The following is a 23,764-nucleotide window of genomic DNA, read 5'->3' on the forward strand; positions in this document are numbered from 1 at the left end:
GAAATGTAAAATCATGAGGCCCCGATGCAGACAATCTCGGAACCCGCCCGTCAAATCCCTGTTGTTCACCAGACAGATGTTCTGGTCGTCGGCTCCGGCCCCGCCGGGCTGGCGGCAGCCTTGGCTGCTGCACGAGCGGGGGCCGAGGTGTCGCTCGTTGATCGTTTCGGCTGCATGGGTGGTAATATCACCGCCGTGGGGGTCGAAGGATTCGCCTGGTACCGCCACGAACAAACGGTCGAGGCTGGTGGTATCGGCATGGAGTTCGAGACCCGCGCCAAAGACATGGGCGCCGCAGTGCCGGAAAGTCAGTCGCTCAGCTATGAGCTGGACAGCGAAGGGTTCAAGCTGGTGGCCGACAAGTTGGTCGAAGAAGCGGGTGTGCATCCGATGCTGCACCGTCAGTTCGTCGCCCCCATCATGGAGGGTGACCGGATCACCGGCATCATCACCGAATCCAAAGCCGGGCGCGAGGCGATTCTGGCCAAGGTCGTGATCGACGCGACCGGAGACGCCGACGTTGCCCACCGCGCCGGTGCCCCCACCCACAAAACCGCGCGCGAGGATATGATGGCCGCCTCGGTCATGTTCCATCTCGCCGGTGTCGACAAACGCGCCTTTATGGAAGGCGTCAAAGCCGACCCCCAGACCTATAAAGACTGGGGTGGCGGTGGCGAGTGGAACATTGAAACCTCGGGCAAAGAGGACGACATGTTCTCGCCTTTCGTTCACAAGCCTTTCCAGCAGGCAATTGATGAGGGGTTGATCCCGCCTCATCTGAACACGATCGCAGGCACCTGGGGTGCGATGCACGACACGGGTGAGCTTACCTATATGAACCTCATCCATCTGGCTGAAATCGACGGCACCGACCCCGACAGCCTCACAAAGGGTGAGATCGAAGGCCGGCGTCAATCCATGCTCGCCATCGAGGCGCTGCGTCGCTTCATGCCCGGTTGCGAAAACGCTCGGCTGCGGAATTTCGGGATGACCATCGGCATCCGCGACACGCGCAAGATCGACGCGGTCTACAACATGACCGAAGAGGACGCGCGCCATCAGGGCCGGTTCGAGGACACAATAGGCATTTATCCCGAGTTTATCGACGGCTACGGCATCCTGATCCTGCCGACCACCGGCCGCTATATGCAGGTACCCTATCGCTCGATTCTGCCCAAAGGTGTCAAAGGGCTTTTGGTTGCCGGACGTTCGCACGGAGCCGACAAGGTGGCCCATGCGGCTACGCGAAACATGGCGTGCTGCGCGGTCATGGGACAAGGGGCTGGCATTGCGGCGGCCTTGTCATTGAAAAGCAATCAAGAGCTGCACAGCATGAACCTTGCCCCGGTTCACGCTGAACTGGACCGACAAGGCGTCAGGATTCACTGATGGATTACATTCCGACTATCGACCTCAGCCCTTTGCGCGACGCCACGCATCCCGACCGGGACCAAACCGTGCAGCAGATCATGGAAGCCTGCACTGAGATCGGCTTTCTGTCCATCACAGGCGCTGGCATTTCTCAGGCAATTGTAGAAGAAGTGCGCGACACGGCGCGCGCGATCTTTGCGGTTGAAGAGGCCTCTAAATGGCAACAAGCCATCACCCGCGAGAACTATCGCGGATTTATCCCAATGGGGTTCTTCACGCCCAATGACGGCTCGGGCAAAGCCGATAAATACGAAGGCTACAAGCTGCATCACGAAGTCGACGCCGATGCTGCTATCCGTGAAGATTGCGGGCTGTATGGCCCAAACATCTGGCCAGTCGAAGTACCGGAGTCGCGCGATGTCATCCTGACCTACTGGTCGATGCTGGATGACGTGGCAGACCTTCTGCTCGCAGCGCTCGAAACCGGACTGGGTTTGCCGGAACGCCAATTGCGCGACGCGTTCCGAAACCCGATGACCAACATGACCCTGCTGCACTACCCTCCGCAGGCGCCGAATGAGGGCGGCTATGGCATTCACCCACACAAGGATACGGATGCACTGACCATCATCGCCCCTGATCCCGTCGGAGGGCTCGAGGTACAAACCCGCACCGGAGACTGGATCACGCCCGACTGCCCGCCCGGCGGCTTCGTCGTCAATATCGGCGACATGTTGGAACTGTGGTCGGGCGGTCGATTGAAATCCACGCCGCACCGCGTCGTCAACCGATCAGGGCGCGAGCGGTACTCGTTCCCCTATTTCGCTGTTCCACGGCACGATGTGGTTGTTGAGCCTCTGCTACCCGCCCTGCCCGGCTTTGACCGCCCGGCCGTGCATTGCGGCCATTGGTCCGCTGAAATCTGGCGCACCAACTGGCCGGACGAGACCGCGACGGGGGATACTCCGGAACTGGGCACGCTGACCGACTGACCCGCAGAAACCAAGGCCCATGAACCGCTTGCATCGCCGCGCGTCATGGGTCAAGAACATGGCAACGCTGTGCAACAAAGGGATGCGCCATGGCTTTGCCGGTTAAGGATCAGCTGAGATACTGGGGCATCGCCACGGTTGTCTTTGTCGTGATCCTGTGGGCCTTGGGCGATGTGCTTTTGCCCTTCGTGATCGGCGGCGCAATCGCCTACTTCCTCGACCCTGTCGCCGATCGGCTGGAAAAGCTGGGGCTGTCTCGGATGGCCGCCACCGGGATCATCACCGTGGTTGGCGTTCTTGGATTTGTGCTTGCGATTCTGATGGTTGTGCCGGCTTTGGTCACGCAGTTGATTGATCTGGTCGATATTGTGCCCAGCCTGTTCCAGGAACTGCGTGCTTTCATCGAGAAGCAATTCCCTTCTATTCTGGACCGCGAATCCAGCTCGCACCAATTCCTTGTCGGGCTGGGTGAGACGCTGAAATCCAAGACCGGGGATGTGTTGGAATCCGTTGTGGCCTCGCTTGGCTCGGCAATCAACGTGGTGGTGCTGCTTGTCATCGTGCCTGTGGTCTCGGTCTACCTGCTTCTGGATTGGGACCGCATGGTTGCCCGGATCGGAGAGCTGCTGCCCCGCGACCACGCCCCCACGATCAAACGTCTCGCGGGTGAGATTGACAATGTGCTGGCCTCTTTCGTGCGGGGCATGGGCACTGTCTGTCTTATCCTTGGCACTTACTATGCGGTCGCCCTGATGCTGGTCGGGCTGCAATTTGGCTTGATCGTCGGCTTCATTGCTGGGCTGGTGACTTTCATCCCCTATCTGGGCGCGCTGATCGGCGGTACTTTGGCCATCGGGCTGGCGCTGTTCCAGTTCTGGGGGGATTGGGCGCATATCGGGCTGGTCGCAGGCATCTTTGCATTGGGACAAGTGACCGAGGGCAACTTCCTTACGCCCAAGCTGGTCGGCGACTCGGTCGGCTTGCATCCGGTCTGGCTGTTGCTGGCCTTGTCGGTCTTTGGTGCACTTTTCGGCTTTGTCGGGATGCTTGTTGCCGTTCCGGTTGCTGCAGCTTTGGGTGTGCTGGCGCGGTTCGGCACGTCGGTTTATCTGGATAGCCGCCTCTATACCGGCCTCGAAAGCCAGGATCAGGACAACGCATAAATGGCCCGACAATTAAGCTTCGATTTGCCCGCCAAAACCGCGCTGGGGCGAGAGGATTTCTTTGTTTCTCCGGCGAATGCGCTTGCGGTCGCGATGATTTCGGCCACCTCGTGGCCCGGCAACAAACTTGTGCTGAGCGGCCCCGCGGGCGCAGGTAAGACCCACCTGGCCCATGTCTGGGCGGCTGAAACCGGCGGGCGCATCATCAAAGCCGAGGCGCTGCGGTATGAGGACGTGCCCGATCTAGCGCGCAGCCCGATTGCGGTTGAAGACGTTCCGATGATCGCAGGTGATATCGAGCAGCAGAAAGTGCTGTTTCACCTGCACAACCTCGTTCTGGCTGAGGGTCACGCCCTGCTGATGACCGGGCGTCTGGCGCCGAAATTTTGGCAATTGCCGCTGGCGGATCTGCAAAGCCGGGTCGAAGGCGCGCATCACGTTGCGCTTGATCCCCCAGATGACGCGTTACTCTGCGCAGTGCTTGCGAAACTGTTTGTCGACCGGCAGCTGAACCCCGGCCCCGAGGTGATTGCCTATCTAGTCAAGCACATGGATCGACGCTTTGAGACCGCCGCCGATGTGGTCGCGCAGCTGGACGATTTTGCATTGTCCGAGAAACGGGATATCACGCGCGCCCTGGCGATCCGGGTCTTGAAAATGGACCCGGAAGAAGGCGAACCGAATGATTGACCCAAGCGCGCCAATTGCGCATTCTGACAGCGAAATTTCTGGGTAAGACATGGACCAGACCGTCGAAACCGACATTCCTGATTGGGGGCCTTTCGGAAGACCTCTGTTCGACGACCCCGGCACAAGGGCGCTGTCACGTGTGGGCGTGGTCGATGTCGGATCGAACTCGGTCCGAATGGTGGTCTTTGATGGCGCGGCGCGGTCACCTGCCTATTTCTACAACGAAAAGGTTATGTGCGAGCTGGGCGCGGGGCTATCCGAGACCGGCCACCTGAATCCCCGAGGGCGTGAGAGGGCGATGGCCGCCCTGCAGCGCTTTCAGCGGATCGCAGAGGATCTCGGCCTGCCGGGGCTGCATGTCGTAGCCACCGCCGCCGTGCGTGAGGCGAAAGACGGCCCCGAATTCTGTCAGGACGTGAAGGCAAAAACTGGCCTGCACGTGGCTGTGATCGACGGTCAGGAAGAGGCGCGCCTATCAGCCCAGGGCGTTATGCTGGGCTGGCCCGGTGCCTACGGTTTGATCTGCGACATAGGCGGCTCGTCCATGGAACTGGCCGAGATCGGAGGCGGCGATGTGGGCCGCCGCGTGACCTCGGCCCTCGGTCCGCTGAAACTGCGCGACATCAAGGGCGGGCGTCGTGCGCGCAAGGTCCATATCAAATCCACCATGGAAGAGCTGCACAGTCAGATGGGCCAGCAGCGCGACCGGCTGTTTCTGGTGGGCGGTAGCTGGCGTGCTTTTGCACGGTTGGACATGCTGCGGCGGGGCTATCCGCTGAACGTCCTGCATGAATACCGCATGACCACCAAGCAAGTGCGCGAAACGATCAAATTTATCGACGCGAACGATCATGACAAATTGCGCAGTCAGGCCGGGGTCTCAAGCTCGCGTATGGCGCTGATCCCTTATGCGATGGACGTGCTTGCGCGGCTGATCCGCACGTTCAAACCCAAAGATATCGCGATCTCAAGCTATGGCATCCGCGAAGGCCTGCTGTATGAGCAGATGTCGCAGGAACAGCGCGACCGCGACCCTCTGATCGAGGCCAGTCGTTTTTCCGAAGCGAAAGACGCCCGCCTGCCCGGTATGGGCCGCACGCTGTTCGATTTTGTGATGCCTCTGTTCAAATCTGCACCTGCGACGCAGGTCCGTCTGATCAAGGCCGCCTGCCTGTTGCACGATGTTAGTTGGCGCGCGCATCCCGACTACCGGGCCGAGGTCTGTTTCGACTATGTCACCCGCGCCAATCTCGGAGGACTGAAACACTCCGAACGCGTATTCATCGGCCTTGCGTTGCAACATCGCTATCGCAACAAGCGCGAAGGCAACCGATTTGCGCCGCTTTACGAGCTGCTGGATGAAAAGGACCAAAAACAGGCCGAGATTTTGGGCAAAGCGATGCGGTTTGGGGCCATGTTGTGCATGGACAGCGACGCACATGTGGGCAAGCTGCGCTTCTATCCCAAAAAGCGTGAGCTTGATCTGGTACTGCCCGAATCCGTACGACCCCTGTTCAACGAAGTGGCCGAGTCCCGCCTGAATTCACTGGCAAATGCCCTGAAATCCGAAGTGCGTGTGGTCATCAAGGGCTGAGCTGCCCCTAGATGTCCGTGGCTCCGTCCGGGGCCTCCGGCAGAGCTTCGGGTGTTTCAGGCGCATCTTCGGTCTGTTTCTTGCGGATGATGATGTCGCCATTGGGTAGGATTTCGGGCATCTCGTAGACGCTCCAATCCTTTACCTCGGCGGCGAGTTCTGCCAGCGCGGGTCCCATCTCCTGCATGAAGGATTGCATTGCGGGGCCAAATTGATCTGCAAGGCCAAGCAATTCATCCAAAGCTGGCTCCATCTCGCGGCGCAGGCCCTCGAAAAACAACTCGGCCCCCTGCTCCATCAGCGTTGGGGCATCTTCTTCCTCGGCCGTTGCAGGCAGCGCAAAAGCGGCTACCATCGCGCCGATCATCAGAATATGTTTCATATGCTGAATGTAAGCCTTTCCGCGCCCAGTTGAAAGGTCACAGCTCAAAATCCAACGTGACCGGAAAGTGATCCGACGCGGTCAAAAGGGCCTCTCGTAGGTCAGGTTTGGCCCAGCAGGCCGCATCCCGAAACGGATGCCAGATGCGCCAGACAGGTCGCCGAGACTGCAAATCCTCGCTGATCATGATGTAGTCCAGCAACGCCTCAAGGAACGTGCCGTTCTCGGGTCGCGCAAACCGCGCCGTCGCGGGCACCGATCCGGGACGCGGCCCATATGCCGTAGCCGCATGGGGATCAAAGAGACCCGCCTGCAACAGAATCTCGACCGAGGAGCGCCCGAAGAGATGTTCGAACTCATCCAGACCGGGGCCGTCATTTAAGTCACCCAACAGGATCACTGGGTCATCCTCAGCCAAGTGATGCGCGACCCGACGGGACAACCAGATCGCCTGAGCCAATTGCTTGCGGCGGTTGGCGATCGAGATACGGATCGCCTCATCCCGTGACTCCGCCCCATGCGGAGCCTTGGATTTCAGATGCGCGCCGATCAGGCGAAACTCAAACCCCGCTTTGGTCTGGACCGACAGCTCCATTGGCGGCTTGGAGAACCGTACCACGTCCTGCGTCGCATCAACGTCCAGATCTATGCGAAACTCCGCGTCAAAGCGCGGGGCGTCATCTGCCGCCCTTGGGTCATGGCGAACCGACAGAACCTCCGGGTCGTAGAGAAGCGCCAGTTCCTGATGCGTATCATTGGGAAATCCCATGATCGCCTGCGAGATGCGGAGTTCAAAAACCTCGGCAAACGCCTGCAATGCGCGTACCGTGTTCTGCCGCTTGCCCGTATTCGGCGCTTCGACGACAAGAACCGCATCCGCGTCAATCGCGGTGAGAACCTTGGCGATCGCCTCGACCTGCTGGGCTTTGGTCACGTCATGACGACCGGACCAGCTGTCATCGACGATCAGTCTGTCATTGCGATCAAACAGGTTGGCAAACCATTCGATATTGTAGGTCGCCAGACGCATCGCCTAAACCGTCGCGCCGTTGATCTCGTCCCAGGCACGGTTGATGTCGATCATCTTCTTCTCGGCCAGGCGGATCGCCTCCTCCGGGACTCCGCGCGACATCATCGCATCGGGGTGGGTTTCCCGCACGAGCTTGCGCCAGACCTTGCGGATCTCAGCGATCGGCATATTGCGCGAGACGCCCAGAACCACATAAGGGTCGTTCGGCGCGTCCGGCACGAACCGCGCACGCAGGGCCAGAAACTGCGCATCCGTCTGTCCGAAAATACGGCTGACCTCTTCCAGAAACTCGTTCTCGTTCGGGTGATAGAACCCGTCGGCCATGGCGATATGGAACAGCCCCTCCATCAGGTCACACAGGGTGGTGCTGTCTTCCGAGAACATCCGAGCGATCTTGCGGGCATAGTCCTGATAGCCCGCCACATCGGTGCGAGCCATGTTGAAGACACGGGCCGCGCCCTCTTCATCCTCGCGCGCAATCTGGAACACGTCGCGGAAGGCCGTCACCTCATCCCGCGTCACCTGCCCATCGGCCTTGGCCATCTTGGCCCCCAGCGCAATCACCGCAATGGTGAACGCGACCGAGCGTTCGGGTGGCGAGCGCAGTTTCTCAAAAACAGCCGTCAGGCTCTCACCTTGGGCAAGAGCGCTCAGCGCATCGGATATGCGGGTCCAGATCGACATGGCCGTACACTAGCGTCCCATTGCAGGACTGTCAGGTGCGATAGATCATTCGGGCGAAAGAATTTTCTGCATCAGCACAAGGTCCAGATACTGACCCCATTTGTGCCCAACCTCGGGCATGTGCCCCACCTCAGAAAACCCCAGCGCCGAATGAAAGGCGATCGCCCCCGAGTTGGCCGAAGAAATCCCAGCGACCAGAACATGCACCCCTTCGCTGCGGGCCACTTGCTGCAACTGCTCCATAAGGGCGCGCCCGACGCCACGGCCCCGCGCATTGTCTGCCAGCTGAATCGAATGCTCACGGCACTTGGCATAGCCCGGCCCGGATCGGAACGGGGCATAGGTTGCGAAACCAATGACCTGCCTCTGATCCTCAGCCACGAGAAACGCCGCTCCGCGCGCCCGGATATCATCGGCAATCGACTCGGCGCTGCGTTCATCGGTAGTGAAGGTCACCAAAGTGTCGCGAATAATCGCGTTGGTGATCAAAGCGATCTCTGCTGCATCCGCTGGTTGGGCCTGACGGACCCTCATCGCAGAATACGTACCCCATGAGGCGTTTCGATCTCGGCCTGCATGGACGCTGGTCCTGTGTCAAAAACAACCGGATCAAGCGGACCCAGCTGCTCTGCCAAGAGCAACGCATCCGGGTGATAGACAATCAAACGTTTCAGGCGGCACCCATGATCCTCCAACATACGCGCGGGGTGAAGATCCCCCTGCCACTGGATCAGCGCCGGAAACAAATTGTCAAAGGGCAAACGCCCGTTTGGCGGAACCGCCATCCGCCACCGCAAAGCCCCTCGGGCCAAATCAATCGGCGTCCCGACACCATCGGGAAACACGGAAAGAGAAGCCTCTATGTCGGGTACGCGGCATATCCAATTCGTCAGACGTGGCGCACCCTCGAACCGGTCCAGATCGAACCACCGCGTCCTGTCCGGCCGAGGCGCATCCAGGTCGATGGCAATCGCCTCCAGATACAGTCCGTACTTCAGGCCAAGCAACCGATTATGCGTGCCAAATGCCTCATGCTTGCCACCAGCCTGAAGACGAACACCCAGCGCATCTTCTACATGCGCCGTGGCTTCTTCTAACGTGGCACCCGCCACCGCAATATGATCCAACTCCATCGCGCCCTCCACGATGACACCCTAAGCACACAACAAAAGGGCGCAAGCCAAACCCGCGCCCTTCTTCTATTTGAAAATACCTTCGGGGGTGAATTTGCCGACAGGCAAAGAGGGGGCAGACAGCCCCCTGCCTCGCCTCAGTCCCGTGCGTCGCGGATCAGGCGCAAAATGTCCTGTGCGGCATCGGGAATGTTCGTCCCCGGCCCAAAGATCGCCTTGACCCCATTGTCATACAGGAACTGATAATCCTGCTGAGGGATCACCCCACCGCAAATTACGATGATGTCCTCAGCCCCAGCTTTCTTGAGTTCCTCAACAAGTTGCGGTGCCAGCGTCTTGTGGCCTGCCGCCTGAGACGAGATGCCCACCACATGCACGTCATTGTCCACGGCGTCCTGCGCGGCCTCGGCCGGGGTCTGGAACAGCGGCCCCACATCCACGTCAAACCCGATATCGGCAAAGGCGGTTGCGATTACCTTGGCGCCCCGGTCATGACCGTCCTGCCCCATCTTGACCACCAACAGACGGGGGCGACGCCCCTCGACCTCGGCAAAGTCTTCGATGGATTTCTGGATGGCGGCAAAGCCCTCGTCACCCTCGTAGGCCGCGCCATAAACGCCCGCCAGGGTCTTCACCTCGGCGCGGTGGCGGCCGAACTCTTTCTCCATTGCCATACTGATCTCTCCTACCGATGCGCGGGCGCGGGCGGCCTCGACCGCAGCAGCCAGCAGGTTTCCGCCTTCCTGAGCGGCCTTGGTCAGCGCGTCCAACGCGGCCTGACAGGCGGCCTCGTCGCGGGCGGCGCGGATCTCTTCCAGCCGCGCCACCTGAGATTCGCGCACGGCCACGTTGTCGACGTCCAGAATGTCGATCGGGTCTTCCTGTTCCTTGCGGTATTTGTTGACGCCAACGATCACCTCATCGCCCCGGTCGATCATCGCCTGACGACGCGCGGCGCTTTCCTCGATCCGCAGCTTGGGCATGCCCGAGGCGACGGCTTTGGTCATGCCGCCCATTTCCTCGACCTCTTCCATCAGGGCCCAGGCTTTTTCGATCAGATCATTGGTCAGGCTTTCCACGTAGTAAGAGCCCGCCAGCGGATCGACCACATCAGTCACGCCGGTCTCTTCCTGCAAGACCAACTGCGTGTTCCGCGCAATGCGGGCCGAGAAATCGGTGGGCAGGGCAATCGCCTCGTCCAGAGCGTTGGTGTGCAGCGACTGTGTGCCGCCCAGAACCGCGCTCATCGCCTCATAAGCGGTGCGGATCACGTTGTTATAGGGGTCCTGCTCCTGCAGCGAGACACCTGAGGTCTGGCAGTGTGTCCGCAGCATCTTGGAGCGCTCGGACTTCGCCCCGAACTCGGTCATCACGCGATGCCACAGGGTCCGCGCGGCGCGCAGTTTCGCAATCTCCATGAAGAAATTCATACCGATGGCAAAGAAGAACGACAAACGGCCTGCGAACTTGTCCACATCCATGCCCGCATCCAGCGCGGCCCGCACATATTCGCGACCGTCTGCGATCGTATAGGCCAGCTCCTGCACAAGGTTCGCGCCGGCCTCTTGCATGTGATAGCCCGAGATCGAGATCGAGTTGAACTTGGGCATCTCGTTCGAGGTGTACTCGATAATGTCCGAGATGATCTTCATCGACGGTTCAGGTGGGTAGATATAGGTGTTGCGCACCATAAACTCTTTCAGAATGTCATTCTGAATGGTGCCGGACAGGACCGATTTGTCATGCCCCTGCTCTTCACCCGCAACGATGAAACTTGCCAGAACCGGGATCACCGCGCCATTCATGGTCATCGAGACCGAGACCTTGTCGAGCGGGATACCGTCGAACAGGATTTTCATATCCTCAACGCTGTCAATCGCCACACCGGCCTTACCGACATCGCCGACAACGCGCGGGTGGTCGCTGTCATAGCCGCGGTGCGTTGCCAGATCGAAGGCGACCGAGACACCCTGCTGACCCGCAGCCAGATTGCGCCGGTAGAAAGCGTTCGATTCCTCGGCGGTCGAGAAACCGGCATATTGGCGGATGGTCCAAGGCCGCCCGGCATACATCGTCGCCTTCACACCGCGCGTGAATGGGCCAAACCCCGGCAGAGTGCCCATATGCGGCAAATCGGCGGTGTCGTCCTGCGTATAAAGCGGTTTGACGCTGATGCCTTCCAGCGTTTCCTTGGTCAGATCGTCCAGTGGCCGTCCGCGCAGTTCTTTCTCGGCCAGCGCGCGCCAGTCATTCTTATCGGTCATCGAGGTGTCCTCTCGTCAGTTCGGCCTGCAGCAGTCTGCAATCCGTGCGTATCGTGGTTCAGCAGATGCCGGGCATGGCCCACGCGCGACAAATTGAGCGTCTTGTGCAAATCGCCGGTCGCATTCGCGCGCGCAGAGGCTATATTCAACGGGACAGGAGGCCCCATGAACAAAACGCTTGCCCTTGTTTTCTCGGCACTTATCCCGCTGGCTGCCATGGCCGCCGACGGAACAGCACCTGCTGATGATGAATATGTTCGCCCTGTCGGCGACAGTGAGTTGAGCGATTTCATGTGGACCCACCGGCCCATTGTCGTCTTCGCCGACACGCCCGCCGATCCCCGGTTCCAGCAGCAGATCGACATGTTGCTGGAAGGCGAGGACGCGATGCGGGATCGGGATGTCGTGGTGCTAACGGATACGGATCCGTCCGCACGATCCTCGATCCGGTCCAAGCTTCGCCCGCGCGGTTTCCAGATGGTCTTTGTCGACAAGGACGGCGTGGTCAAACTGCGCAAACCGTCCCCGTGGAGCGTGCGCGAGATCGGCCGCTCGATCGACAAAACCCCCTTGCGCGAACGCGAAATCCGCGAACGGCGCGAGGGCGGCTGAAGGCTTTTGCCACGCCTCAAACCACCGGCGCAGAACGCCGGTGAGACCTGAGGGTATGTCAAAAGCGCGGTCATGATCATTCGAACTCGATGATCACTTCGTCTACGGCGAGGCTATCGCCCGGGCCTGCGTTGATCTTGGCAACAGTGCCCTTCTTCTCGGCGCGCAGGATGTTTTCCATCTTCATCGCCTCAATGGTGCACAGCGCCTGACCCTCCTGGACCTCCTGACCGACTTCCACGTCGATCTTCACAACCAGACCCGGCATCGGGCAGAGCAGCATTTTAGACGTGTCCGGCGGCAGTTTTTCCGGCATCAGCTTGGCCAGCTCGGCCTGACGCGGACGGCGCACATGGACCTTCAAATCCGCACCCCGGTTTCGAATGCGGAATCCGCCCGAGACCTTGCCAACTTTCAGAACCAGAGGGCTTCCATCCACATTCAGCACTGCCAGCTGATCGCCCGGTGTCCAGTCAGATGCGACGCGGACGGTCGAGCCGTCCTCGAACTTGACGGTCGCGCCTTCCTTGTCTGCGTTGACCTGAACGGCAAAATCATGACCCTCCAGCGAAACGACCCAGCGCTTGCCGACCTTGCGTTCGTGGTTGTCCATCCGGCCCGAGACACGGGTCCGGCGAATCTCACCCACCCGGTGCATCGCCGCGCATGAGGCCGCGATACGGCGCAGGTCGCCTTCGGGCAGCGTCACGCCTTCGAACCCGTCCGGGTATTCTTCGGCGATAAAGGCGGTGGTCATGTCACCGCTGACGAATTTCGGGTGATCCATCACCGCCGACAGGAACGGCAGGTTGTGGCCAATCCCTTCAACCTCGAAACTGTCCAGCGCCACGCGCATCGCCTCAATCGCGGCTTCGCGGGTCGGGGCCCATGTGCAAAGCTTGGCGATCATCGGATCGTAGTACATGCTGATCTCGCCGCCCTCATAAACGCCGGTATCGTTGCGCACGGCAGCCTCACCCTCGGGCGCGTCGCCTTGCCATTTGCCATTGACCAGCATCGGACCGGCGGCGGTTTCCTGCGGCGGGCGATAGCGGGTCAGACGGCCGATCGAGGGCAGGAAGTTGCGATAGGGATCTTCGGCATACAAACGGTTCTCGATCGCCCAGCCTGTCAGCGTTACATCATCCTGCGTGATGGTCAGCTTTTCGCCATTCGCCACGCGGATCATCTGTTCCACCAGATCGACACCGGTGATTAGCTCCGTCACCGGGTGTTCCACTTGAAGACGGGTGTTCATCTCAAGAAAGTAGAAGTTCTTTTCGCCATCGACGATGAATTCCACCGTACCCGCGCTGGAATAGCCCACGGCCTTGGCCAGCGCGACGGCCTGTTCGCCCATTGCCTTGCGAGTGTCGGGATCCAGGAAGGGCGACGGGGCCTCTTCTACGACTTTCTGGTTCCGGCGCTGGATCGAGCATTCGCGTTCGCCCAGATAGATTCCGTTGCCATGGCTGTCACACAGAACCTGAATTTCGATGTGGCGCGGTTGGGTCACAAATTTCTCGATAAAGATCCGGTCGTCACCGAACGAGTTCGCGGCCTCGTTCTTGGACGATTGGAACCCCTCGCGGGCCTCTTCGTCATTCCAAGCGATCCGCATGCCCTTGCCACCGCCGCCGGCGCTGGCTTTGATCATGACGGGGTAACCGATGTCGTTCGAGATCTTGACCGCCTCATCGGCGTCTTCGATCAGGCCCATATAGCCGGGTACGGTGGAAACACCGGCCTCCTGCGCGATCTTTTTCGAGGTGATCTTGTCACCCATGCTTTCAATCGCACCAACCGGGGGGCCGACGAATGCCACGCCTTCGGCGTCGAGCGCCTCGGCGAATTTGGCGTTCTCCGACAAGAAGCCATAGCCGGGATGGACGGCCTGTGCGCCGCTCTGGCGGATGGCATCCATGACCTTGTCGATTACGATATAGGACTGGTTGGCAGGCGGCGGACCGATATGGACAGCCTCATCCGCCATCGACACGTGCAGAGCGTTCTTGTCCGCGTCCGAATAGATGGCGACGGTGCCGATACCCATTTTGCGGGCGGTCTTGATAACCCGGCAGGCGATCTCGCCCCGGTTGGCGATCAGGATCTTATTGAACATGGAACGTCCTTTGGCTTGGTGTTCTGGAAACGCAAAAAGCCGCCGCAGGGAGGACATCCCCACGTCGGCGCAATGCGTGACGACGGACGGAGCGGCTTGCGCCCCGAAAATTCGCGTTAGTTACAGGTGTTCTGCGTCTTACAGTACAGCACGTTGCCTGCGGCCCCGACGGCCGCACCGACCAACGGATCGGCACTGAGAACGGCTGCCCCGACAGCACCCGCGCCGCCGCCCAGGATGGCCTGTTCGCCGAGAGTATCGCCGCAGGCCGCGAGGCCCGCACAGGTTGCCAGTGCAAGGAACACTTTTGAGATACGCATGATGTCTGCCTCGTAGTTTTTTGTATTGCTCTTAAAGGCAGATGCAGGAACTCGGTACCGTTATTCAATAACAACGAGGTAAAATCTGCGTTTTGCGCAGGTTTATGCCCATTCAGGCCAGTTTTTTGTGCAAAGAAAAACGCGGACAGGACAATGTGGGGAACACAAGCCTGCCCGCGCAAGGAAGGGGTACGGAATAGTAGGTGCATGTGCGACGCAGGCAAAGTAGTGTCGCACGGCTGGATCAAAATGCACTGCACAATCTTGTCTGCAAACAAGTTATTGTTTCCACCTAAGATTCCGGCCAGAATCTGCCCAACAGGCGAAACTCCGCGCAAATTCATGCCGACCAGAGTTGTGCGATTTTGCTGCGTCGACCCCGCCCAAACCGTCACAGTTTCGTTACACTTCCCTGCCGCTGGCCTGATTTCTGCACCCGCAATATCACGGGCGATCACTCCCGTTCGCAGATTATTTTTGCGCATATGCTGTGGGTTAACCGATCTGTTCACCTTGCCGTGAATCACGACCTTATTTTCAGCACAAATACTTGAGCAAAAACGCGTTTTCAGTCCCTCTTTCGTGATTTCCCTGATCGCTGGGCGCGTGGAACTTTGGCCACGCACACTCGCAAACAAGGAAACACCCACATGTTTACAAAGAGAAAAAAGGCAATCCTGCTCGCTGCCACTGCGTTTAGTGTGACCAGCACGCTTGCCTTTGCTCAGGACGCTCAAACCCAGGCCGAGCTTGATGCTCTGCGGGCTCGGGTCGAAGCGCTCGAGGCTTCTAGCGCCGGTCCGGCGAATGGCGATTTCCGCCTTGGGAACACCAGCCTGGACCTTTACGGCTACATCAAAGCCGACTTCTTTTATGATTTCGACTTCGACCAGGGCGACACCGCGTTCGTGAACGTCATCGGCGAGCCTTCGACCGCAACCAGCGGAACCTTCGGCAGCACCGTACGCCAGTCGCGCATCGGCCTGCGCACCAGCACGCCCAGTGCCCTGGGTGACATCGGCGGTCAGTTGGAGCTCGACCTTTTTGCCTCCAACGGCACGGCCGAACTGCGCCTGCGTCACGCCAACATTACCATTGGTGACAATTGGCTGATCGGTCAGTACTGGACCAACTTCCAGCCGCTGGACACCTACCCTACGTCGGTTGAATTCAACGGCCCGGTCGGCATCGCCTTCGCCCGTCAGCCGCAAATCCGCTATACCAACAGCTTCGGCACGAACACTGAGTTCAGCGTATCGCTCGAGGAAAACGTCAGCGGCTCGAACTCGAACGACCCGGTTTTGACCGCGGCGGCTGAATACAATGATGGTACTTACGTCGCGCGTATCTCGGGCCTCTACGGTAAAGCCGAAACCAGCGATGGTGCCACCGAAGTGGACCAGTGGGGCGTGACCCTGTCGGGATCGGTTCGCCCATGGGAAGGCGGTCTGTTCCAGGTCAACTACGTGACTGGTCAGGCGATCGGCCCCTACCTGATCGGCCTTGGCAATGCCATCGTCAACGGTGAGGCCAATGACGTCGACGGCTACACGATCGAGCTCCGTCAGGATCTGGGTGAGAAATGGAATGTCGGCATCGCCTATGGTCGGGAAGACTATGACCTGGCGACCAACAGCTTCTCGGATGGCAGCGGATCCCTCAACTTCACCGAGTTGGAGACAATCCACGTCAACGCCTTCTATCAGGCGACCGACAGTCTGACGCTGAGCGCCGAGTATATCTATGGTGAGCGCAACGACGCAACAACCGGTGACACCTTCGACGGCAGCCGGGTTCAGGTCGCCGCGCAGCTGAACTTCTGACGCCACATACCCGCCCTGCCCGACTTCGGGCAGGGTTTTACCCAAGCAGGCAAGGATATGAGACGCAGCGTGGATCACCGCTCAGCCCGCTCCAAAGACTTCGGGAAAAGACGCACGTGCCGCGTCCAGATCAATTACCAACAACGCATCATAGCTTGCCGGGTCGAACGGATCTTCGGCTGGCACGACTTCACGCTCAAATAGCCAGCTTAGACGTCCTGCATCCAGATTGCCGCGCTCAAAGGGCTGATCCTCGAAGTTCTGCCAAAGCGCCTCCATAAAGGCGACATCTGCGCGACGGTCCGCAGGTTTTCGGTCGCGGAACCGCTCTCGCCGGGTGATCGGCGTCACGCCCTTTGGGTTGGCACGGCGGATGGTGAATTGAAAATCCGTACCCGGCAGACGGCCCGGAAAGCCCCGATGTTTCAACATCCTGGCACCTCGTTGACTGCTGTAATCGGGAACAACAATTCGCACCCGTAAGGGGTAAAAGTCATAGCGCGCACCTCCAAAGCCGCATCCGTTGTCTGAAGCACCCTGAATTCATGACGACAGATCATGGTCAGAGCCCCTCCCAGATACACCGGGACTGCTCCAGCCGGTAGGCTTCGAAAAACTGAGTTGCATCTGGGGCGGCATCGCCGAATTGGATCGGACGGTCGGACAGTGAAATCACCACCAGGGCCGGGTCCAAATCATGTTGGGCGACATAGGCAACCGCCAGCGTCTGGCACAGATGCTCCATATCGTTCGAGGCCACGTCATAGCCGATCCGCCCAACCGTCGCGCCGATCTTCGGGGCGATGAACCGGAACCGCACCCACAGCTCACCAGGATTGTTGTCCAACAGAACGTCGCTCAGATGCACGGGTTGGCCTGAAGGCACGGGCAGAGAGATTTCGGCCACTGAAATGTTTGGCAGAGACAGGATGCTGAACATCAGACCCAAGGCGCGACCCCGGACCCGCCGATGGCAGGCTCCTCCTTCCGGGATCGCGCGCGCAGTGCTATGTGCCCGCGCGGTTCTATGTCTGATGGACCGGATCATTCGACGATTTTTCGTTCGTTGTCAATTCTGCCTTGATTTCGGGCAAATTGCGGAGGAGTACCGCAATTTTCGGCGGATTTGGGTGGGTCGCCCCACCCCGCACGCTCAGAGAGGGATGTTGTCGTGCTTTTTCCACGGGTTTTTCAACTGCTTGCCGCGCAAGCTGGCAAAAGCCCGCGAGACACGACGGCGCGTTGATTGCGGCATGATCACCTCGTCCACAAAGCCGCGTTCAGCCGCCACAAATGGGTTGGCGAAACGGTCTTCGTAGTCGGAGACATGCTGCGCGGTCTTTTCAGCGTCGCCGAGGTCAGCGCGGTGGATGATCTCGGTCGCGCCTTTCGCACCCATCACCGCGATCTCGGCCGTGGGCCACGCATAGTTGAAATCGCCACGCAGATGTTTCGAGGCCATCACAACATAAGCACCACCGTAGGCTTTACGGGTGATCACAGTCACTTTCGGCACGGTCGCTTCACCGTACGCATAAAGCAGCTTGGCACCATGCTTGATCACGCCGCTATATTCCTGTTGCGTTCCGGGCAGGAAGCCGGGCACGTCCACCAGCGTCAGAATCGGGATCTCGAAACAGTCACAGAAGCGCACGAACCGCGCCGCCTTGCGCGAGCTGTCGATATCCAGACATCCGGCCAGAACCATGGGCTGGTTGGCCACAACACCGACGGTTTGCCCTTCCAGGCGGATGAAGCCAGTGACGATGTTCTTGGCGAAGTCTTCCTGAATCTCGTAAAAATCGCCTTCATCCGCGATCTTCGTGATCAGTTCCTTCATGTCGTACGGTGTGTTCGGATTGTCCGGAACCAAAGTATCCAACGAGGTTTCGACACGGTTGGGATCGTCAAAGAAAGGCCGAACCGGAGGTTTTTCCTGGTTGTTGAGCGGCAGAAAGTCGACCAGTCGGCGCACCTCGGCCAAAGCTTCGACATCGTTTTCAAACGCCCCATCCGCGACCGAGGACTTCTTGGTATGCGTAGAAGCTCCACCCAGTTCCTCAGCTGTGACGACCTCATTCGTGACGGTCTTCACCACGTCTGGGCCGGTGACGAACATGTAGGACGAGTCTTTCACCATGAAGATAAAGTCCGTCATCGCCGGGCTGTATACCGCGCCACCCGCACAGGGGCCCATGATCACGCTGATCTGAGGTACCACGCCGGACGCGGTGATGTTGCGCTGGAACACTTCGGCATAACCCGCGAGCGAGGCGACGCCTTCCTGGATTCGCGCACCACCCGAGTCGTTGATCCCGATGATCGGCGCGCCGTTCTGCACGGCCATATCCATGATCTTACAGATCTTCTGCGCATGCGTTTCCGACAGCGAACCACCAAACACGGTGAAATCCTGGCTGAACACGTAGACCATACGGCCATTGATCGTGCCCCAGCCGGTGACCACACCATCCCCGGCAGGCTTTTGTTTTTCCATCCCGAATTCGGTGCAACGGTGGCTGACAAACATGTCAAATTCTTCAAAACTGCCTTCGTCCAGTAGCAGCTCGATCCGTTCGCGCGCGGTCAGCTTGCCCCGCCCATGCTGCGCGTCGATCCGCTTTTGCCCACCACCCAGACGGGCCGCGTTGCGGCGTTCTTCAAGCTCGGAAAGGATGTCTTTCATGGCGATAGTCCCCTGTGAAATCTGACCGGACCCTACAGTGAGCAACCCTTCAGCCAAAGATATTTTCGGCAAATTTGCAAAGTTTTGAAAATCTCGTTTGCTCAAACTGTAAATTTGCGAATTTTTACCAACAGCATCAAGCGTCTGGCCTTTGCCTACTCAACAGCTATACAAGCGAACCATGCAGTTCAGAACGTCGTCGGCTTATCGCACACCACCCACAATCGGCACTTTGGTTCTTCTCTCGGGACTGTCGGCGCTGAGCATGAATCTATTCCTGCCAAGCCTGCCGAACATGGCCCTGCATTTCGACACGCATTACAAGGTCATGCAACTGTCGATCGCCCTTTATCTGCTGGTAAACGCGGTCCTGCAGATCATCATCGGGCCAATTGCAGACAAGGCGGGACGACGCCCGGTTTTGCTTTGGGGACTCGCACTCTTTCTGCTGGCGACACTTGGCTGCATCTACGCACCAACAGCCGAGGTGTTCCTACTTTTCCGCATGTGTCAGGCAGTCGTGGTGGTCGGGATGGTCCTCAGCCGGGCCGCGGTGCGGGACATGTATGATCAGGATCAGGCCGCCTCTATGATCGGATATGTCACCATGGGAATGGCCGTTGTCCCGATGATTGGCCCGGCCATAGGCGGGTTGCTGGAAGAGAGCTTTGGCTGGAAAGCGAATTTCTGGCTGCCCTTCGCTTTGGGCGCCCTAACCCTTGCCCTTACCTATTTCGATTTCGGGGAAACCTCAGCCAAAAGCGGCAAAACCCTGCTACAGCAATTTCGGGAATACCCCGAGCTGCTGATGTCTCCCCGGTTCTGGGGCTATTCGCTCTCCTCGGCCTGCTCATCAGGCGCGTTCTTTGCCTATCTGGGCGGAGCGCCCTTCATCGGAACCGAAGTCTTCGGGATGAGCGCCGCCGAAGTCGGGATCTATTTTGGCGCGCCTGCATTGGGCTATTTTCTGGGCAACTTCTTCAGCGGGCGGTATTCGGTCAGGTTCGGTATCAACCGCATGGTACTTTGGGGAACCTGGCTGAACGCCGCCGGCGTCGCCCTGTCTGCCGCTTTGTTCCTGACGGGCTTCGGAACAGCGCTCAGCTTTTTCGGTTTCATGACGTTCGTCGGACTGGGCAATGGCATGACGATTCCAAATGCAACATCTGGCGCCTTGTCTGTGCGGCCACATCTGGCCGCCACCGCCTCAGGCCTCAGCGGAGCAATCATGCTGGGTGGAGGGGCAGGCCTGAGCGCATTGGCAGGAGCCCTGCTAACCGTTGAAACGGGCGCAATGCCCCTGCTCTGGCTTATGTTGGTCACGGCGATCCTTGCTATCGCCGCCATTGCTTCAGTTATTTGGCGCGAACGACAATTGGGCCTCTAAGCCGCCTTGCCCCCGGGGGTTTGCAAAGTTAACGTGTCAAAATAGAAAATTTGCAAAGGCACGCCCATGGCCACCCAAAAACTCTATGCCGGCGCTAAATTGCGCGAAATGCGCACGCGCCTAACACTGACCCAGAAGGAATTTGCCACAAAACTGGGTGTTTCCCTGCCCTACCTGAACCAGATGGAGAACAACAACCGGCCGATTTCGACCACGGTTGTTTTGGCTTTGGCGCAGGAGTTCGGCATGGACGTGACCGAACTGAGTACGGGCGATAGCGAACGACTGGTCTCGGATATGCGTGAGGCGCTGGCCGATCCGGTCTTTGCCGACGATATCCCCCCACTAGCTGATCTGCGCCTAACCGCGTCGAACGCCCCTGCCCTTGCCCGTGCTTTTATCGAGTTGCACCGAAGCTATCGCCAAACCCACGAACGCCTCGCCTCACTAGACGAAGCGCTAGGCCGCGAAGACTCCCGCACCCAAGCCAGCCCATGGGAGGAAGTTCGCGACTTCTTCCACTATTGCGACAACTATATCGACGCGGTTGACCGCGCAGCCGAACTGTTCGCCAAACGCGCCGACGGCCCGGGCGGTATCCGTCAGGCCGCCCTGCAAAGCCTGGAAGAACGCGGCATTCAAGTGATCTTCTCAGACATCAACCCATTGCGCAGCTACGACAAGGAAAGCAGAACCCTGCGCCTGTCCTCGCGCGCTGCGCCGCAAACGCAGGTCTTTCAGCTGCTGCTTCAGGTTGCCCTGATCAGTCAGGATAAACTATTAGAGGCCACGCTCGATTTCGCAAAATTCCAGAGCGAAGAGGCCCGCGCCATCGCCAAAATCGGCCTTGCCAACTACTTTGCCGGCGCGTCCCTGATGCCCTACAGCGCGTTTCTTGCCGCCGCGCAAGAGGATCGTCATGATCTGGAGATGCTGAGCAACCGCTTTGGAGCCTCAATCGAACAAGTCGCGCACCGCTTGTCCACGTTGCAGCGGCCCGGCGCAAAAGGCATCCCGTTCTTCTTCGTCCGCGTGGATCAAGCCGGAACGATAACTAAACGCCACTCGGCCACTCGGCTGCAATTTGCCCGCTTTGGCGGTGCCTGCCCACTGTGGAACGTCCACCGCGCGTTTGAAACACCCGGGCATTTCCTGCGGCAACTGGCGGAAACACCTGACGGTGTCCGCTATATCTCGCTAGCAAGGGATGTTTCAAAACCCGGCGGCTCATTCGGTGCGCCGGTGCGCCGCTATGCCATCGCATTGGGCTGCGAAACCCGCCATGCCGAAGCACTGGTTTACGCTGACAATCTGGATATCAACAACGCCAGCGCCTATGAACCGATCGGCATTTCCTGCCGCATCTGCGAGCGTGCAAATTGCCACCAACGCTCGGTTCCGCCTCTGGAACGGCGCTTGGCCATCGACACTCATACCCGAGGCACACTGCCCTATGAGGTCACTTGATCTTCATCTGGCCAAAATATCCCGGGGGTGCGGGGGCAGAGCCCCCGCTGTTGGCGTTAAGCCTTGGACACGATCGCCCAGATTTCATCCTTAAGCGCGGCGCGTTTCTTTCGCATCTCGCCCTCGGCCAGTTCTTCTACCGGCTCGATATTGGTTTCGGCGCGGTGAACGCGGCGGTTAATTTCGTGATACTCTTCAGCCAGCCGCGCAAAATGAGCGTCCGTCTGCTTGAGCTGGCTCATCACCTCAACTTTGTCCGGAAACTCTTCAGCCAGTTCATGCGGGGTGTGGGACATTCCTGTTCGCTCCTGAATAAATGTCGTTGCGATTCAGGTTTATCGGATGTCGCCCCACCCCACTTTGACGCGGATCAAATCAGCGCTGTGCGACCTCCCATTGCGGGTGAATCCATGGGCGGTCATTGGCCTTCGGCAGTGCATCCTTGCCCAGCAGGTGATCCGACATCTTCTCACCAACCATGATCGACGGCGCGTTGAGGTTGCCATTGGTGATCTGCGGGAAGATTGAACTGTCAGCCACGCGCAAGCCATCCACACCGATAACACGGCCTTCGGGGTCGACCACGGCGTTCTTGTCATCCGCGCGCCCCATCCGGCAGGTGCCACAGGGATGATAAGCGCTTTCGGCATGCTCTGCGATGAAGGCATTCAGTTCCTCATCCGTCTGCACTGAGGCGCCGGGCTGAATCTCTTTGCCCGCATAGGGTTTGAAGGCGTCCTGACCAAAGATCTCACGGGTGAGGCGGATACATTTGCGGAAGTCTTCCCAGTCTTTTTCATGGCTCATGTAGTTGAACCGGATCACCGGCGCGTCTTCAGCCTTGTTCGACCGCAAAGTCACAGCCCCACGCGACGGAGACCGCATCGGCCCCACATGCGCCTGGAACCCATGCCCCTCGGCTGCGGCCTGACCGTCGTAGCGCACTGCAATCGGCAGAAAGTGGTACTGGATGTCGGGGTATTCCACACCCGGGTTCGACCGGATGAACGCCGCGCTCTCGAACTGGTTCGAGGCGCCAAGACCGGTTTTGGTGAACAGCCACTGTGCCCCAATCAGACCTTTGCTAAACAGGTTCCAGTGCTTGTAAAGCGTGATCGGCTGCAACGAGGCTTGCTGGATATACAGCTCCAGATGGTCCTGCAGGTTCGCACCCACGCCGGGGCGATCAGCGATCACGTCGATGCCATGCTCAGCCAGATGCGACGCCGACCCGATCCCCGAGAGCATCAGTAGTTTTGGCGAGTTGATCGATGAGGCCGCCAGAATAACCTCACGCCGGGCACGAATGACCTCTTTCTTGCCGCCACGCACTAGTTCGACACCAACTGCGCGACCTTCTTCCATCACAACGCGCGACGCCAAACCTTTGACGAGGTCGCAGTTGGGACGTTTCAGAGCAGGTCGCAGATAGGCATTAGCCGCCGACCAGCGCCGTCCTTTCCAGACGGTCTGTTCCATCGGGCCGAAGCCTTCCTGCTTTTCGCCGTTATAGTCGCCCGTGACTTCATAGCCCGCTTGCTGACCGGCATCGACGAAGGCCTGGAACAGAGGGTTTTTTCGCGGACCGCGTGACACATGCAGCGGACCATCCTTGCCGCGCCATTCCGGGTCACCGCCATGGCCACCATCATGCCAGTTTTCCATGCGTTTGTAGTAAGGAAGCACATCCGCATAGGACCAGCCATCCGCCCCCATATCCGCCCAAGTGTCAAAATCCCGGGCATGGCCACGCACATAGACCATCCCATTGATCGAGGACGATCCACCGATCACCTTGCCGCGCGGACAGGCCATCCGGCGGTTGTTCATGTTGGGTTCGGGTTCCGAGCTGAATCCCCAGTCATAAAGCGACATGTTCATCGGGTAACTCAGCGCCGCGGGCATCTGAATGAAGGGCCCGGCATCCGTGCCCCCATGTTCAATCACCAGAACCGAGGCCCCGGCCTCGCTCAGGCGATAGGCCATCGCACAGCCGGCAGAGCCAGCACCCACAATGACAAAATCTGCTTCCATTTCACGTCTC

At 59.2% G+C, this 23,764-nt stretch carries 22 protein-coding genes; 9 read left to right on the forward strand and 13 right to left on the reverse strand.

All coding sequences use genetic code 11. The features are described 5' to 3' along the window. Nucleotides 1-24: 24 nt before the first annotated feature. From ACR0B5_RS08450 to ACR0B5_RS08470, 5 genes are all read left to right on the forward strand, one after another. A complete protein-coding gene (locus ACR0B5_RS08450) occupies nucleotides 25-1,389 on the forward strand; it encodes an FAD-dependent oxidoreductase (RefSeq protein WP_480539892.1) in 1,365 nt (454 codons plus the stop codon). Further along, nucleotides 1,389-2,363 (forward strand): isopenicillin N synthase family dioxygenase, encoded by a 975-nt coding sequence (locus tag ACR0B5_RS08455; protein WP_480539894.1) that lies wholly within the window; start codon nucleotides 1,389-1,391, stop codon nucleotides 2,361-2,363. Before ACR0B5_RS08450 ends, ACR0B5_RS08455 begins: the two co-directional genes overlap by 1 nt. An 89-nt stretch (nucleotides 2,364-2,452) precedes the next feature. Then, the gene (locus ACR0B5_RS08460; protein ID WP_170378059.1) at nucleotides 2,453-3,526 is read left to right on the forward strand and encodes an AI-2E family transporter; all 1,074 of its coding nucleotides are present in this window, start codon (nucleotides 2,453-2,455) and stop codon (nucleotides 3,524-3,526) included. Next, nucleotides 3,527-4,216 carry a P-loop NTPase family protein gene (locus ACR0B5_RS08465; RefSeq protein ID WP_480539896.1) on the forward strand — a complete coding sequence of 230 codons (690 nt, stop codon included), beginning with the start codon at nucleotides 3,527-3,529 and terminating at the stop codon, nucleotides 4,214-4,216. A 49-nt stretch (nucleotides 4,217-4,265) separates the two neighbouring features. Beyond that, on the forward strand, nucleotides 4,266-5,810 hold the full coding sequence (locus ACR0B5_RS08470; protein ID WP_480539898.1) for a Ppx/GppA family phosphatase: 1,545 nt from the start codon (nucleotides 4,266-4,268) through the stop codon (nucleotides 5,808-5,810). 7 nt (nucleotides 5,811-5,817) lie between these two features. Here ACR0B5_RS08470 and ACR0B5_RS08475 read toward each other — a convergent pair whose 3' ends face one another. The 6 genes from ACR0B5_RS08475 to scpA all read right to left on the reverse strand — a co-directional run bounded on the left by ACR0B5_RS08475 (nucleotide 5,818) and on the right by scpA (nucleotide 11,303). After that, on the reverse strand, nucleotides 5,818-6,192 hold the full coding sequence (locus tag ACR0B5_RS08475) for a hypothetical protein (protein ID WP_480539900.1): 375 nt from the start codon (nucleotides 6,190-6,192) through the stop codon (nucleotides 5,818-5,820). A 37-nt stretch (nucleotides 6,193-6,229) separates the two neighbouring features. After that, entirely contained in the window at nucleotides 6,230-7,222 is a 993-nt protein-coding gene (locus ACR0B5_RS08480) for an endonuclease/exonuclease/phosphatase family protein (protein ID WP_480539902.1), read from the reverse strand. 3 nt (nucleotides 7,223-7,225) lie between these two features. Then, entirely contained in the window at nucleotides 7,226-7,906 is a 681-nt protein-coding gene (locus ACR0B5_RS08485; RefSeq protein WP_480539904.1) for a TerB family tellurite resistance protein, read from the reverse strand. A gap of 45 nt (nucleotides 7,907-7,951) precedes the next feature. Continuing rightward, nucleotides 7,952-8,440: an N-acetyltransferase family protein gene (locus ACR0B5_RS08490; RefSeq protein ID WP_480539906.1), complete on the reverse strand. Its 489-nt coding sequence runs from the start codon at nucleotides 8,438-8,440 to the stop codon at nucleotides 7,952-7,954. Continuing rightward, nucleotides 8,437-9,039 (reverse strand): VOC family protein, encoded by a 603-nt coding sequence (locus tag ACR0B5_RS08495; protein WP_480539908.1) that lies wholly within the window; start codon nucleotides 9,037-9,039, stop codon nucleotides 8,437-8,439. The genes ACR0B5_RS08490 and ACR0B5_RS08495 overlap by 4 nt, the downstream gene beginning before the upstream one ends. Nucleotides 9,040-9,176: 137 nt before the next feature. Beyond that, on the reverse strand, nucleotides 9,177-11,303 hold the full coding sequence (gene scpA, locus ACR0B5_RS08500) for a methylmalonyl-CoA mutase (RefSeq protein WP_480539910.1): 2,127 nt from the start codon (nucleotides 11,301-11,303) through the stop codon (nucleotides 9,177-9,179). Nucleotides 11,304-11,468: 165 nt separating this feature from the next. Between scpA and ACR0B5_RS08505 the strand changes: the two genes are divergently transcribed. Next, nucleotides 11,469-11,915, forward strand: coding sequence for a DUF4174 domain-containing protein (locus tag ACR0B5_RS08505; protein ID WP_480539912.1), 447 nt, complete (start codon nucleotides 11,469-11,471; stop codon nucleotides 11,913-11,915). Nucleotides 11,916-11,991: 76 nt separating this feature from the next. On the opposite strand, the gene ACR0B5_RS08510 is transcribed toward ACR0B5_RS08505, so the two are convergent. Then, a complete protein-coding gene (locus ACR0B5_RS08510; RefSeq protein WP_480539914.1) occupies nucleotides 11,992-14,037 on the reverse strand; it encodes an acetyl-CoA carboxylase biotin carboxylase subunit in 2,046 nt (681 codons plus the stop codon). Between the two features lie 116 nt (nucleotides 14,038-14,153). Further along, entirely contained in the window at nucleotides 14,154-14,357 is a 204-nt protein-coding gene (locus ACR0B5_RS08515; protein WP_170462027.1) for a hypothetical protein, read from the reverse strand. 650 nt (nucleotides 14,358-15,007) lie between these two features. Here ACR0B5_RS08515 and ACR0B5_RS08520 point away from each other — a divergent pair. After that, a complete protein-coding gene (locus ACR0B5_RS08520; protein ID WP_480539916.1) occupies nucleotides 15,008-16,180 on the forward strand; it encodes a DcaP family trimeric outer membrane transporter in 1,173 nt (390 codons plus the stop codon). An 81-nt stretch (nucleotides 16,181-16,261) separates the two neighbouring features. Here ACR0B5_RS08520 and ACR0B5_RS08525 read toward each other — a convergent pair whose 3' ends face one another. The 3 genes from ACR0B5_RS08525 to ACR0B5_RS08535 form a co-directional block, all read right to left on the reverse strand. Then, on the reverse strand, nucleotides 16,262-16,612 hold the full coding sequence (locus ACR0B5_RS08525) for a hypothetical protein (RefSeq protein ID WP_480539918.1): 351 nt from the start codon (nucleotides 16,610-16,612) through the stop codon (nucleotides 16,262-16,264). A gap of 130 nt (nucleotides 16,613-16,742) precedes the next feature. After that, nucleotides 16,743-17,228 carry a DUF6497 family protein gene (locus tag ACR0B5_RS08530; RefSeq protein WP_480539920.1) on the reverse strand — a complete coding sequence of 162 codons (486 nt, stop codon included), beginning with the start codon at nucleotides 17,226-17,228 and terminating at the stop codon, nucleotides 16,743-16,745. A 105-nt stretch (nucleotides 17,229-17,333) separates the two neighbouring features. Next, entirely contained in the window at nucleotides 17,334-18,866 is a 1,533-nt protein-coding gene (locus ACR0B5_RS08535) for an acyl-CoA carboxylase subunit beta (protein WP_170471793.1), read from the reverse strand. Between the two features lie 181 nt (nucleotides 18,867-19,047). Between ACR0B5_RS08535 and ACR0B5_RS08540 the strand changes: the two genes are divergently transcribed. Both ACR0B5_RS08540 and ACR0B5_RS08545 read left to right on the forward strand, forming a co-directional pair. Next, a complete protein-coding gene (locus tag ACR0B5_RS08540) occupies nucleotides 19,048-20,253 on the forward strand; it encodes a multidrug effflux MFS transporter (RefSeq protein ID WP_480539922.1) in 1,206 nt (401 codons plus the stop codon). A 66-nt stretch (nucleotides 20,254-20,319) separates the two neighbouring features. Next, a complete protein-coding gene (locus tag ACR0B5_RS08545) occupies nucleotides 20,320-21,720 on the forward strand; it encodes a helix-turn-helix domain-containing protein (protein WP_170378023.1) in 1,401 nt (466 codons plus the stop codon). Between the two features lie 56 nt (nucleotides 21,721-21,776). On the opposite strand, the gene ACR0B5_RS08550 is transcribed toward ACR0B5_RS08545, so the two are convergent. Both ACR0B5_RS08550 and betA read right to left on the reverse strand, forming a co-directional pair. Then, a complete protein-coding gene (locus ACR0B5_RS08550) occupies nucleotides 21,777-22,016 on the reverse strand; it encodes an HP1242/YdcH family protein (protein WP_170471799.1) in 240 nt (79 codons plus the stop codon). A 79-nt stretch (nucleotides 22,017-22,095) separates the two neighbouring features. After that, nucleotides 22,096-23,754, reverse strand: a complete 1,659-nt coding sequence (betA, locus tag ACR0B5_RS08555; protein WP_170660034.1) for a choline dehydrogenase — start codon at nucleotides 23,752-23,754, stop codon at nucleotides 22,096-22,098. Nucleotides 23,755-23,764 lie beyond the last annotated feature (10 nt).

This window comes from Ruegeria sp. AG1, assembly GCF_056541705.1.

Excerpts from the sequence above, each read along its gene's own strand:
- ACR0B5_RS08460 (WP_170378059.1), top strand. The coding sequence starts at position 2,453 with ATGGCTTTGCCGGTTAAGGATCAGCTGAGATACTGGGGCATCGCCACG.
- ACR0B5_RS08525 (WP_480539918.1), bottom strand. The coding sequence starts at position 16,612 with ATGTTGAAACATCGGGGCTTTCCGGGCCGTCTGCCGGGTACGGATTTT.
- ACR0B5_RS08465 (WP_480539896.1), top strand. The coding sequence starts at position 3,527 with ATGGCCCGACAATTAAGCTTCGATTTGCCCGCCAAAACCGCGCTGGGG.
- ACR0B5_RS08520 (WP_480539916.1), top strand. The coding sequence starts at position 15,008 with ATGTTTACAAAGAGAAAAAAGGCAATCCTGCTCGCTGCCACTGCGTTT.
- ACR0B5_RS08450 (WP_480539892.1), top strand. The coding sequence starts at position 25 with ATGCAGACAATCTCGGAACCCGCCCGTCAAATCCCTGTTGTTCACCAG.
- scpA (WP_480539910.1), bottom strand. The coding sequence starts at position 11,303 with ATGACCGATAAGAATGACTGGCGCGCGCTGGCCGAGAAAGAACTGCGC.
- ACR0B5_RS08480 (WP_480539902.1), bottom strand. The coding sequence starts at position 7,222 with ATGCGTCTGGCGACCTACAATATCGAATGGTTTGCCAACCTGTTTGAT.
- ACR0B5_RS08540 (WP_480539922.1), top strand. The coding sequence starts at position 19,048 with ATGCAGTTCAGAACGTCGTCGGCTTATCGCACACCACCCACAATCGGC.
- ACR0B5_RS08505 (WP_480539912.1), top strand. The coding sequence starts at position 11,469 with ATGAACAAAACGCTTGCCCTTGTTTTCTCGGCACTTATCCCGCTGGCT.
- ACR0B5_RS08470 (WP_480539898.1), top strand. The coding sequence starts at position 4,266 with ATGGACCAGACCGTCGAAACCGACATTCCTGATTGGGGGCCTTTCGGA.
- ACR0B5_RS08490 (WP_480539906.1), bottom strand. The coding sequence starts at position 8,440 with ATGAGGGTCCGTCAGGCCCAACCAGCGGATGCAGCAGAGATCGCTTTG.
- betA (WP_170660034.1), bottom strand. The coding sequence starts at position 23,754 with ATGGAAGCAGATTTTGTCATTGTGGGTGCTGGCTCTGCCGGCTGTGCG.
- ACR0B5_RS08515 (WP_170462027.1), bottom strand. The coding sequence starts at position 14,357 with ATGCGTATCTCAAAAGTGTTCCTTGCACTGGCAACCTGTGCGGGCCTC.
- ACR0B5_RS08550 (WP_170471799.1), bottom strand. The coding sequence starts at position 22,016 with ATGTCCCACACCCCGCATGAACTGGCTGAAGAGTTTCCGGACAAAGTT.
- ACR0B5_RS08485 (WP_480539904.1), bottom strand. The coding sequence starts at position 7,906 with ATGTCGATCTGGACCCGCATATCCGATGCGCTGAGCGCTCTTGCCCAA.
- ACR0B5_RS08535 (WP_170471793.1), bottom strand. The coding sequence starts at position 18,866 with ATGAAAGACATCCTTTCCGAGCTTGAAGAACGCCGCAACGCGGCCCGT.
- ACR0B5_RS08475 (WP_480539900.1), bottom strand. The coding sequence starts at position 6,192 with ATGAAACATATTCTGATGATCGGCGCGATGGTAGCCGCTTTTGCGCTG.
- ACR0B5_RS08545 (WP_170378023.1), top strand. The coding sequence starts at position 20,320 with ATGGCCACCCAAAAACTCTATGCCGGCGCTAAATTGCGCGAAATGCGC.
- ACR0B5_RS08510 (WP_480539914.1), bottom strand. The coding sequence starts at position 14,037 with ATGTTCAATAAGATCCTGATCGCCAACCGGGGCGAGATCGCCTGCCGG.
- ACR0B5_RS08495 (WP_480539908.1), bottom strand. The coding sequence starts at position 9,039 with ATGGAGTTGGATCATATTGCGGTGGCGGGTGCCACGTTAGAAGAAGCC.
- ACR0B5_RS08530 (WP_480539920.1), bottom strand. The coding sequence starts at position 17,228 with ATGATCCGGTCCATCAGACATAGAACCGCGCGGGCACATAGCACTGCG.
- ACR0B5_RS08455 (WP_480539894.1), top strand. The coding sequence starts at position 1,389 with ATGGATTACATTCCGACTATCGACCTCAGCCCTTTGCGCGACGCCACG.